Here is a 10584-nt window from a genome sequence, read left to right as displayed (position 1 = left end):
GGGGGGGGGGGGGCGTGCGCCCCGCGCCCCGCGCCTCCCGCCGCACGACCGGGGAAACCGGTGGAGGAGCCACCCCCGCTGTGCCTAAGGTCGCGCAATGAGTACACGCACCTTCCGCATCACCGTCCGCGGCGCCTTCGACGCCCTCACCGACGCCCAGCGCGCCGCCCTGCTGGCCGACGCCGCCGAGCACGACCTGCTGCGCGCCGCCTTCACCCCCGAGGGCACGCTCACCTACGACATCGCCGCCCGGCCCGCCTTCGTCTTCCGCTTCTCCGCGACGGGAGAGAAGGAGGAGGACATCCTGAAGGCGACGGAACGGGCCGAGGAGGCGGCGAAGTCCTGGCTGGCTGCGCGCGGCTACGACTTCAAGCACCTGCGGACGACCGCCGAGGACCTCTCCCGGGCGCCGCTGGGCAAGCGCCGGCGCCGGGCCGCGCGGACGACCGACTCCTGACGCGGCCTAAACTTGAGCACTCAAGGAGTAGGCAAAGAGTTGGGGCAGGGAGTGGACCGTGAGTGAGGGCCTGGACGCGGTGCTCCGCCTGATGCGGGCCCAGTCGGCGCTCGTACGACGCTTGGACGCCCGGCTCGGCGGCCTGCACGGCGTCAGTTTCGCCGACTTCACCCTGCTGCTGCGGCTGGAGCAGGCGCCGGGCGGCCGGATGCGCCGGGTGGACCTCGCCGAGGCGCTGGGGCTGACCGCCTCGGGTGTGACGCGCGGGCTGGCTCCGCTGGAGCGGATCGGGCTGGTGACCCGGGAGCCGGACGCGCGGGACGCCCGGGTGGCGTACGCGGCGCTGACCGGGACGGGCCGGCGCCGGCTGGCGGAGATGCGGGCCACGGCGGAGGAGACCGCCGCCGAGATCTTCGCCGGACCGGCGTGGCCCGCCGCGGACATCGCCCGCCTCGCGGACCTGCTGACCCGTCTCGGCGGCACGGGCTTGACGGGACGCTGAAGTTCCCGTCCCCCGCCTCAACTCCTCGTGCCTCCGTGCACGTCGAGCTGTGGCGGGATTGCGGGCAAGCCGTGCGGGGGGTGGCCTGCCCGCGCTCGTCGCCGAGTCACCGTCCGGTGCGCGAGGTGCCGGACGGACGGCTCGCCATCCTCACGGGCACCGGACCGGACGTCAGGCCGCGCCGCCCGGTATCCAGCCCTGGCGGCGCAGTACGGCCGACACGTCCGGCGCCCGGTAGTGCTCCCCCTTGAGCACCTTGCCGTCGGCCCGGCGGGCGACCGTCCCGTCCGGGCCCCTCTTGCTCATGTTGGCCCGGTGGATCTCGGCGATCACCTCGTCCAGGTCGATGCCGTGCACCAGGGCCGTGCCGTACGCCACGTACACCACGTCGGCCAGCTCGTGCGCGAGCCGGTCCAGCGGCCCCTCCACCGCGACCTCGGCGACCTCCGCGGCCTCCTCGGCGAGCAGTTCACCACGGTGGGCGGCCAGCTCCGGGTCCACCTCCGTCGGCGTGCTGCGGGCGTCGAGACCGAAGGCGCGGTGGAACTCGCGGACGAGGCGGGCGGGTGACGTGCGCGTACGGTCGGCGGGCGAAGTGGTCATACGGCGACTCTAACGGCGGCCACTGACAACGCCCCTCGGCCCGCGCGGACCCCCGCCGCACCCGCTCCCCCCCTTACCGGAGTGACCCCGGCCCTGGTCAGTGGTGCGCGTCAACTGGCAGGATCGCCGCATGTCCAAGATGTTCCCCCGGCTCGGCAGACGCCGAGCGGCGCAGGGCGCGGCCGTCGGTGCCGTCGCCCTCGCGCTGCTGCTGTGGTGGCTGCTGCCCTTGGGCGAGAAGCCGCCGAGCGGGACGATCGTGTTCAGCACCGGTACCTCCCGCGGCGTCTACCAGGAGTACGGCGAGCGGCTGCGCACCGAGTTGGACAAGGACATGCCGGGCCTGAAGGTGAAGCTGCTCCACAGCGCCGGCTCCCAGGAGAACGTCCAGCGGGTGGCGACCGGGCAGGCCGACTTCACCATCGCGGCGGCCGACGCGGTGGCGACGTACGAGCTGCGGCACGGCGACGGCGCCGGACGACTGCGCGGTGTGGCCCGGCTCTACGACGACTACGTCCACCTCATCGTCCCCCGCGACTCGGACATCCGGAGCGTCGCCGACCTGCGGCACAAGCGGGTGGCCACCGGACTGCCCAATTCCGGGGTGCGGCTGATAGCCGACCGGGTGCTGCGCGCCGCCGGCATCGACCCGCGCAAGGACATCACTCCGGTCGCGGACGGCATCGACACCGGGCCCGCGCGGCTGCGGGACGGCAAGATCGACGCCTTCTTCTGGTCCGGCGGTCTGCCCACGAAGGGACTGGTCGCGCTGGCGAAGCAGGACGGGTTCCGGTTCCTGCCGATCGGCGACGCCCTCGTCACCCGGCTGCACGCCCAGGGCGACGGCGCGCGCTACTACCGGACCACCAACATCCCCGAGTCGGCCTACCCGAACGTGCAGCAGGGGGTGCAGGTGCCGACGATCGCCGTGTCCAACCTGCTGATGACCCGCACGGACATGGACCCCAGGCTGACCGAGTGGGTGACCCGCACGGTGATCAAGAGCCGGGACGGCATCGGCGCGCATGTCCACTCCGCCCAGCTGGTCGATCTGCGCACCGCCATCTACACCGACCCCCTGCCCTTGCAGGAGGGCGCCCGACGGTACTACCGCTCGGTGAAGCCGTAGGGGCCGAAGGGCGGGTCAGGGAGCCTGCGTCGGTCTCGGCGGGGTCTAGGGGGCGGTGTCCGCCGCGTCCCCGCCGGTCTCCCCGTGCCGGGGCACCCGGACCGTCACCCGCAGCCCTCGCGGCTCGTGATGGGCGTAGTCGATCGAGCCGCCGCCCGCCGCGAGCAGCGCGCGGGTGATGGACAGGCCGAGGCCCGAGCCCTTCACGTTCTGGTGCCGGCCGCTGCGCCAGAACCGGTCGCCCACGCGCGCGAGTTCCTCGTCGGTGAGGCCGGGGCCGGTGTCCGTGACGACGACGGTGGTCGTGTCGCCGTCCGCGGCGACGGCGACGGCGACCGTGCCACCCTCGGGGGTGAACTTCACGGCGTTGTCGATCACCGCGTCCAGGGCGCTGGACAGGGCGATCGGGTCGGCCCAGCCGGTGGTGGGCGGGCAGTCGCCGGTCAGCCGGACGTTCTTGGTCCGGGCCGCCGGTGCCCAGGCGGCCACCCGTTCCCCGGCCAGCGCGCCGATGTCGGTCAGCTCCAGGTCGGCGTCGGCGTGCTCGGCCAGCGCCAGGTCGAGCAGGTCGTCCAGGACCTGCGCGAGCCGTTTGCCCTCGGTACGGACCGAGGCGATCTCCTCGTTGCCCTCGGGGAGTTCGAGGGCGAGCAGTTCGATGCGCAGCAGCAGCGCCGCGAGCGGGTTGCGCAGCTGGTGCGAGGCGTCGGCGACGAAGGCGCGCTGCTGCTCCAGCACGGCCTCGACGTTGTCGGCCATCTCGTTGAACGAGCGGGCCAGCCGTCTGAGTTCCGGCGGCCCGCCGGCGACCGCGACCCGGGACTTCAGGCGCCCGGTGGCGATGTCGTGGGTGGTGGCGTCCAGGATCCGGACCGGCCGGAGCACCCAGCCGGTCAGCCGGAGCGCGGCACCGACGGCGAGCAGCATGGCCGCGATCTCGCCGGCACCGATGAACAGCCAGCCGCGCAGGATGCGGGAACGCAGCTGTCCGGTGGGCGAGTCGGTGACCACGACCGCGACGACGTCCCCGTCCCGGATCACCGGCGAGGCGACGACCAGCCGGCCGCGCTGCCAGGGCCACACCTGACGGGGGTCGTGGCTGCGCCGGCTGAGCTTCGCCTCGTCGAAGGCCCTTCGGACCTCCCCCGTCCGCGGTACGAACCAGTCGCCGGGCGCGTTGGCCATGGCGGAGCCGTTGCGGTAGAAGACACCGGCGCGGATGCCGTAGACGCCGTAGTAGCTCTCCAGTTCGCTGCGCAGGGTCTCCCCGCGCTCGTCCGTGGCGGTGCGGCGGGGTCCGCTGGGCCCGTCGGTGACGAACTGGGCGAGCGCCGCGAAGCGTGCCGTGTCGTCGATCCGGTCGACGACGACCCGCTGCTGCTGTGCCGCGGCCACGCTGCCGGCGAGCGGGATGCCGAGCGCGAGCAGGACGGCCGCCAGCAGGACGATGAGCAGCGGGAGGAGGCGTGTGCGCACCCGTCCCCGCTAGGCGGCCGGGGCGACGAGCCGGTAGCCGACGCCGCGTACGGTCTCGATCAGCGCGGGCATCCGCAGCTTGGCGCGCAGGGAGGCGACGTGCACCTCCAGGGTGCGGCCGGTCCCTTCCCAGCTGGTCTGCCAGACCTCGCTGATGATCTGTTCGCGCCGGAACACCACGCCGGGCCGCTGGGCGAGCAGGGCGAGCAGATCGAACTCCTTGCGGGTCAGCTGGACGGCCGAGCCGTCCACGCTGACCTGGCGGGTGGGCAGTTCGATCCGGACCGGGCCGAGGAGCAGGGCGCTCTCGCCGCCGGTCGCCGGGTCCTCGTGTGCGGTGCGCCGGCTGACGGCGTGGATCCGGGCGAGCAGTTCCCCGGTGTCGTAGGGCTTCACGACGTAGTCGTCGGCGCCCAGGTTGAGTCCGTGGATGCGGGAGCGGACGTCGGAGCGCGCCGTGACCATGATCACCGGGGTGCTGGTGCGCTTGCGGATCTTGCCGCAGACCTCGTAGCCGTCCTGGTCGGGCAGGCCGAGGTCGAGCAGGACGACACCGAAACCGTTGCCCTCGGGGACGAGCGCCTGGAGGGCTTCCTCGCCGCTGCGCGCGTGGGTGACCTGGAATCCGTGCTTCGCGAGGACGGCCGACAGCGCCGCGGCGACGTGGTTGTCGTCCTCGACGAGGAGCAATCTCATTCCGGCCCCCTCCGGTTCAGCGGTCGTACGGTCTCGGTTCGCCTCTGGCGTGGATTGCGCGCACGCGCGCGTGCACCATGGCAGTGACGCCGATGGACACGGACGGCGTCAAGAGCGTTCTGGTTGCCCGCCGCTTCCGTTATCCGCCCGATACGCGCAGCGCCGACAAGTGCTACGACATGTGTCCGATTGCTATCGGATCGTGATGCTCAGATCTCCCTCAGATGTGATGACGCAGGTCACAGCCCCTCACTACTGTCCTCGGAAACCCGAGGAGGACGGAGCCTGAGAGCGATGACCAATGTATCGGTGGCCAAGGAAGATGTGGCCACGTCCGACGAACTGGTCGTCCTGAGGAGCGTCAACAAGCACTTCGGCGCGTTGCACGTGCTCCAGGACATCGACCTGACGATCGCCCGCGGCGAGGTCGTCGTGGTCATCGGGCCCTCCGGGTCCGGCAAGTCGACCCTGTGCCGCACCATCAACCGCCTGGAGACGATCGACTCGGGCACGATCACCATCGACGGCAAGCCCCTTCCGCACGAGGGCCGCGAACTGGCGCGGCTGCGGGCGGACGTCGGCATGGTGTTCCAGTCGTTCAACCTCTTCGCGCACAAGACCGTGCTCGAGAACGTGATGCTGGGTCAGGTCAAGGTCCGCAAGGCCGACAAGAAGCAGGCCGAGGAGAAGGCCCGGGCCCTGCTGGACCGGGTGGGCGTGGGCACGCAGGCCGACAAGTACCCCGCCCAGCTCTCCGGCGGGCAGCAGCAGCGGGTCGCGATCGCGCGGGCGCTGGCGATGGACCCGAAGGTCATGCTGTTCGACGAGCCGACCTCCGCCCTCGACCCCGAGATGATCAACGAGGTCCTGGAGGTCATGCAGCAGCTCGCGCGCGAGGGCATGACGATGATCGTGGTCACCCACGAGATGGGCTTCGCGCGATCGGCCGCGAACCGGGTGGTCTTCATGGCGGACGGCCGGATCGTCGAACAGGCCACGCCCGACCAGTTCTTCAGCAACCCGCGCAGCGACCGGGCCAAGGACTTCCTGTCCAAGATCCTGCACCACTGACGGCGCCGCCCGGCCGCCCGTACCGCCCGGCCGGCGCTCCGTCCAGCCGCACCCACCGCCCCGGCCGCACGCCCCGCCCGGTCCGCGTCGTCCCTGTCTCAGGGACTCGTTCCTCACCACTCAGAAGGATGTTCACCATGAAGCTCCGCAAGGTCACCGCCGCCTCGGCCGTCCTCCTCGCCCTCTCCGTGACCGCCACCGCCTGCGGCGGCGACAAGAAGGACGACAGCGCCGGTTCGTCCGGCGGTGGCAAGAAGATCACGATCGGCATCAAGTTCGACCAGCCGGGCATCGGCCAGAAGACCCCGCAGGGCTACTCGGGCTTCGACGTCGACGTGGCCACCTATGTCGCCAAGAAGCTCGGTTACAACGCCGACCAGATCGAGTGGAAGGAGTCGAAGAGCGCGGACCGCGAGACCATGCTCAAGCGCGGTGACGTCGACTTCATCGCCGCCTCCTACTCGATCACGCCGGAGCGCCAGAAGCTGGTCGACTTCGCCGGGCCGTACCTGCTCGCCCACCAGGACGTGCTGGTCCGCGCGGACGACGACTCCATCAAGTCGGCGGCCGACCTGAACAACAAGAAGCTGTGTTCGGTCACCGGTTCCACCTCGGCGCAGAACGTCAAGGACAAGCTCGCCCCCAAGGCGCAGCTCCAGCAGTACCCGACGTACTCCGCGTGCCTGACGGGTCTGCAGAACAAGGTGATCGACGCCCTGACCACGGACGACTCGATCCTCGCCGGCTATGCCGCCCAGTCCCAGTTCAAGGGCAAGTTCAAGCTCGGCGGCCTGAAGATGACCAACGAGAACTACGGCATCGGCGTCAAGAAGGGCAGCGACCTCAAGGACAAGATCAACAAGGCGCTGGAGGCCATGGTCTCCGACGGTTCCTGGGACGCGGCCGTGAAGAAGAACTTCGGCCCGGCCGGCTACAAGAACGAGCCCGCGCCGAAGATCGGCGACATCAAGAGCTGAGGCAACGCCCGGCGGATGCGCCGTCCGTGAGGGCGGCGCATCCGGGCATCCCTACACGCGAAAGCGCGGGAGATCGTGTTCGACTTTCTTGACGGTTACGACGTACTGGGCGCCTTCTGGACGACAGTGCAGCTGACGCTGCTGTCCGCCGTGGGCTCCCTGGTCTGGGGCACTCTGCTGGCCGCCATGCGGGTGGGTCCGGTACCGCTGATGCGCGGTTTCGGCACCGCCTACGTGAACATCGTGCGGAACATCCCGCTCACGGTGATCATCCTGTTCTCCTCGCTCGGCCTCTACCAGACGCTGAACATCACCCTCGCCGCGAAGGACACCGACGCGATCAACTTCCGGCTCGCCGTGCTGGGACTGATCGTCTACACGTCGGCCTTCGTGTGCGAGGCGATCCGGTCCGGCATCAACACGGTGCCGGTCGGTCAGGCGGAGGCCGCGCGTGCCATCGGCCTGAGCTTCTCCCAGGTGCTGTTCCTGGTGGTGCTGCCGCAGGCCTTCCGGGCGGCCGTCGGCCCGCTGACCAACGTCCTGATCGCCCTGACGAAGAACACGACCGTGGCGGCCGCGATCGGTGTCGCCGAGGCGGCCCTGCTCATGAAGGACATGGTCGAGAAGGAGGCCCAGCTGCTGCTGATCTCCGCGATCATCGCCTTCGGATTCTGCTGCCTGACCCTGCCGACCGGTCTGATCCTCGGCTGGGTGGGCAAGAAGGTGGCGGTGAAGCGATGAGCTCGGTCCTCTACGACGCCCAGGGACCGCGCGCCAAACGGCGCAACATCCTCTACACGGCGCTCTTCGTCGTCCTGCTCGCGGCCGCCCTCTGGTGGGTGTACTCGTCCCTGGACGAGAAGCACCAGCTGGACTGGGTGCTGTGGAAGCCGTTCTTCAGCGGCTCCGAGGCGTACACGACGTACATCTGGCCCGGCCTGCAGAACACCCTGAAGGCGGCGGCGCTGTCGATGGTCATCGCGCTGCCGCTGGGTGCCGTCCTCGGCATCGCCCGGCTCTCGGACCACATATGGGTGCGGGTCCCGGCCACGGTCGTGGTCGAGTTCTTCCGGGCCATCCCCGTCCTGGTCCTGATGATCTTCGGCAACGAGCTGTACAGCCAGTACACCGACGTCAGTTCCGACGACCGTCCCCTGTACGCGGTCGTGACCGGCCTGGTGCTGTACAACGCGTCGGTGCTCGCCGAGATCGTCCGCGCGGGCATCCTCGCCCTGCCGAAGGGTCAGTCCGAGGCGGCCATGGCGATCGGCATGCGCAAGAACCAGGTGATGCGGCTCATCCTGCTGCCGCAGGCGGTCACCACCATGCTTCCGGCGATCGTCAGCCAGCTCGTGGTCATCGTGAAGGACACCGCGCTCGGCGGCGCCGTCCTCACCTTCCCCGAACTGCTCGCCTCGGCGAACACCATGAGCGGCTACTACGGCGCCAACACCATCGCCTCCTTCACGGTGGTGGCCGTGATCTTCGTGATCATCAACTTCTCGCTGACCTCGTTCGCGAGCTGGCTGGAGGGCCGGCTGCGGCGCGGCAAGAAGTCGACCGGGGCGGTGCTCGGCGCCCAGGACATCGCGGGCACGGCGGCGACCGGCGCCGATCCTGCCGGCACCGCCGCGGGCATCGGCGACATCGACGGCGTCAGGAAGTGACGACCACTCAGGTGGCATGACTCCGTTCGGGGGCAGTGGCATGATCGCCACTGCCTCCGGTCGCTTGACGCAAACTCTGCCAATGGGTTGCATACGTTGTGTGATCGTGCACCCCGCTTCACCTTCCTGTTCACTTGTCTCCGTCAAGGCATCGCCGCGAGCAGGGGGCGCCACACCGTGGACCCGGTGATCATCGTCGGAGCGGGACCCGTCGGGCTCACGCTCGCCCTGGCGCTGGCGCGTCAGCAGGTGCCGTCCATCGTGCTGGACGAGGGCGTCGGCAAGGACGAGCCCCGTCCGGCGCGCACCGTCGTCCTGCGCGAGGACACGGCCGCCCTGCTGGAGCGGCTCACCGGGGTCGCGCTCGCGGAGCACGGCGTGCGCTGGGCCGGCTGGCGGTCGGTCAGGCGCCGGCAGGTGATGAGCGAAATCGCCTTCGCCGAGACCGAACCCGCGCCGCTGCACATCGCCCAGCATGTGCTCACGGGATTCCTGCGCGCGGCCATCGCGGCGGAGCCCCTGGTGAAGACGGCGGTGGAGAGCCGTCTGGACGCGATCGAGCAGGAGCGTTCCGGCATCACCGCGCGCACCCGCGGCCCGAAGGGCACCTGGTGGCGCGGCAGTTACCTGGTCGGCTGCGACGGCGCCCGCTCGACCGTGCGCAAGCTGCAGGACATCCGCTTCCCGGGCCGTACGGCGGTGGAACGGCACGCGGTCGCCGCGCTCCGCACGGAACTTCCGTGGGAGGGTCGGGCGTTGCTCCATCGGATGCCGCCGTGGCGGTCGTCCGGGCCCTCGGCCGGGGAGGTGACCGCCCGCCCCCTCCCGGACGGCGTGTGGCGCCTGGACTGGCTGCTGCCACCGGGCAAGGACCTGGTCACGCCCGAGATCCTGCTGGCCCGGATCCATGAGACCCTCACGGGCTGGACGGACAGCTCCGCACCGGTGTACGAGCTGCTGGACACCGGCGTGCACACGGTGCACCACCGCGTCGCCCGCCGGTGGCGTGCCGGCCGGGTCTTCCTCGCCGGGGACGCGGCCCACCTGCTCGGCGCGCTCGGCACCCAGGGGCTCGACGAGGGCCTCAGGGACGCCGACAACCTCGCCTGGAAGCTGGCCACGGCCTGGCACCACGGCCCGCACGAAGCCCTGCTGGACAGCTACCAGACCGAGCGGCGCGCGCTGGTCGCCGCCCGGCTGCGCGCCGCCGACCAGGCCCTGCCGGTGCTGCGCGGCGGGGGCGGGCTGCGCCACATCGTCCCCGGCACGGCCCGCAACCACGACGCGCTGCTGACCGACGGTCACCTGGGCCGCGGCCCGCTGGGCGCGCCCGGCACGTACGCCGACTCGCCGCTCGCACCCCGGCGGCTGGAAGGGGAGATCCCGGTCGGCACCCCGCCCGGCGCACAGGTCACCGACGTCCGGGTCACGGCGGAGGACGGGACCTTCGTCCGGCTGCGCGACCGGCTCGGCCGTGGCGCGCTGCTCGTCCTGCTGATCGCGCCCGGTACGGGCGTCTGGGACCGCAAGCACTGGATGTCCGCCGGGGTGATGCCCCGGCTCGCGGCGGCCGTGACCGCGCTGCCGCACCCCGCCGAGCTCCTGGTGGCCGAGAGCTACCCGGGCGCGCCGGCGCACAGCGTGCTGCTCGTCCGCCCCGACGGCCACCTGGTCACCGCGCTGAGCGGAGTCCGCCCGGCCGACCTGTACGCGGCGGCCGAGGCCACGGTGGGGGGCGCGGTGCAGACGCCGGAGACGGAACAGCAGGCGGAGGAGAGGGACGGGGAGAAGGCCAGGAAGGCAGCGGCGCAGGCCGGCTCGGGCGCACGCTGACGGGCGGTCCCGCCCGTCCACCGACGGCGGATCCCGGCGACGGCTCCCCCGCGCGCCGGCCGTGCTCCGCAGAGGGCTCCCGTACGCGCCGACCGCACCCCCTCACCCCCGTCCACGGAGTGACACCCGGTTGACCGCGGTGCGGCGGCAATGCTGTACTCCGGATCGTGACC

At 71.3% G+C, this 10584-nt stretch carries 11 protein-coding genes; 8 read left to right on the top strand and 3 right to left on the bottom strand.

Annotated features, from left to right (window positions below):
- Positions 1 to 97 precede the first annotated feature (97 nt).
- Both ABZV94_RS24105 and ABZV94_RS24100 read left to right on the top strand, forming a co-directional pair.
- A complete protein-coding gene (locus tag ABZV94_RS24105; RefSeq protein ID WP_356343480.1) occupies positions 98 to 457 on the top strand; it encodes a DUF6204 family protein in 360 nt (119 codons plus the stop codon).
- A gap of 58 nt (positions 458 to 515) precedes the next feature.
- Positions 516 to 959, top strand: coding sequence for a MarR family transcriptional regulator (locus ABZV94_RS24100; RefSeq protein ID WP_356343478.1), 444 nt, complete (start codon positions 516 to 518; stop codon positions 957 to 959).
- Positions 960 to 1130: 171 nt separating this feature from the next.
- Here the strand turns inward: ABZV94_RS24100 and ABZV94_RS24095 are convergent, their stop codons facing one another.
- The gene (locus ABZV94_RS24095; RefSeq protein WP_356343476.1) at positions 1131 to 1562 is read right to left on the bottom strand and encodes a MazG nucleotide pyrophosphohydrolase domain-containing protein; all 432 of its coding nucleotides are present in this window, start codon (positions 1560 to 1562) and stop codon (positions 1131 to 1133) included.
- A gap of 130 nt (positions 1563 to 1692) precedes the next feature.
- Here ABZV94_RS24095 and ABZV94_RS24090 point away from each other — a divergent pair, with 130 nt between their 5' ends.
- Entirely contained in the window at positions 1693 to 2691 is a 999-nt protein-coding gene (locus tag ABZV94_RS24090) for a TAXI family TRAP transporter solute-binding subunit (protein WP_356343474.1), read from the top strand.
- A gap of 45 nt (positions 2692 to 2736) precedes the next feature.
- Here the strand turns inward: ABZV94_RS24090 and ABZV94_RS24085 are convergent, their stop codons facing one another.
- Together ABZV94_RS24085 and ABZV94_RS24080 are read right to left on the bottom strand one after the other, a co-directional pair.
- Entirely contained in the window at positions 2737 to 4167 is a 1431-nt protein-coding gene (locus tag ABZV94_RS24085) for a HAMP domain-containing sensor histidine kinase (protein WP_356343472.1), read from the bottom strand.
- Positions 4168 to 4176: 9 nt separating this feature from the next.
- Complete coding sequence (locus ABZV94_RS24080; protein ID WP_356343470.1) at positions 4177 to 4863, bottom strand: response regulator transcription factor; 687 nt, start codon at positions 4861 to 4863, stop codon at positions 4177 to 4179.
- Positions 4864 to 5157: 294 nt separating this feature from the next.
- Here ABZV94_RS24080 and ABZV94_RS24075 point away from each other — a divergent pair, with 294 nt between their 5' ends.
- From ABZV94_RS24075 to ABZV94_RS24055, 5 genes are all read left to right on the top strand, one after another.
- Positions 5158 to 5934 (top strand): amino acid ABC transporter ATP-binding protein, encoded by a 777-nt coding sequence (locus ABZV94_RS24075; protein WP_356343468.1) that lies wholly within the window; start codon positions 5158 to 5160, stop codon positions 5932 to 5934.
- A gap of 137 nt (positions 5935 to 6071) precedes the next feature.
- Positions 6072 to 6911, top strand: a complete 840-nt coding sequence (locus ABZV94_RS24070; RefSeq protein WP_356343465.1) for a glutamate ABC transporter substrate-binding protein — start codon at positions 6072 to 6074, stop codon at positions 6909 to 6911.
- A 75-nt stretch (positions 6912 to 6986) separates the two neighbouring features.
- Entirely contained in the window at positions 6987 to 7652 is a 666-nt protein-coding gene (locus ABZV94_RS24065) for an amino acid ABC transporter permease (protein WP_189814134.1), read from the top strand.
- On the top strand, positions 7649 to 8578 hold the full coding sequence (locus tag ABZV94_RS24060; protein ID WP_356343463.1) for an amino acid ABC transporter permease: 930 nt from the start codon (positions 7649 to 7651) through the stop codon (positions 8576 to 8578). Before ABZV94_RS24065 ends, ABZV94_RS24060 begins: the two co-directional genes overlap by 4 nt.
- 177 nt (positions 8579 to 8755) lie before the next feature.
- Complete coding sequence (locus ABZV94_RS24055; protein WP_356343461.1) at positions 8756 to 10411, top strand: FAD-dependent monooxygenase; 1656 nt, start codon at positions 8756 to 8758, stop codon at positions 10409 to 10411.
- The last annotated feature ends 173 nt before the right edge of the window (positions 10412 to 10584 follow it).

This window comes from Streptomyces sp. NPDC004658, assembly GCF_040609555.1.
Taxonomy (GTDB): domain Bacteria; phylum Actinomycetota; class Actinomycetes; order Streptomycetales; family Streptomycetaceae; genus Streptomyces.
This window is presented reverse-complemented; position numbering and strand designations above follow the sequence as displayed.

What these genes read in the sequence shown, in the direction of transcription:
- ABZV94_RS24105 (WP_356343480.1), top strand. Translation starts at nt 98, where the DNA reads ATGAGTACACGCACCTTCCGCATCACCGTCCGCGGCGCCTTCGACGCC.
- ABZV94_RS24095 (WP_356343476.1), bottom strand. Translation starts at nt 1,562, where the DNA reads ATGACCACTTCGCCCGCCGACCGTACGCGCACGTCACCCGCCCGCCTC.
- ABZV94_RS24090 (WP_356343474.1), top strand. Translation starts at nt 1,693, where the DNA reads ATGTCCAAGATGTTCCCCCGGCTCGGCAGACGCCGAGCGGCGCAGGGC.
- ABZV94_RS24080 (WP_356343470.1), bottom strand. Translation starts at nt 4,863, where the DNA reads ATGAGATTGCTCCTCGTCGAGGACGACAACCACGTCGCCGCGGCGCTG.
- ABZV94_RS24075 (WP_356343468.1), top strand. Translation starts at nt 5,158, where the DNA reads ATGACCAATGTATCGGTGGCCAAGGAAGATGTGGCCACGTCCGACGAA.
- ABZV94_RS24070 (WP_356343465.1), top strand. Translation starts at nt 6,072, where the DNA reads ATGAAGCTCCGCAAGGTCACCGCCGCCTCGGCCGTCCTCCTCGCCCTC.
- ABZV94_RS24060 (WP_356343463.1), top strand. Translation starts at nt 7,649, where the DNA reads ATGAGCTCGGTCCTCTACGACGCCCAGGGACCGCGCGCCAAACGGCGC.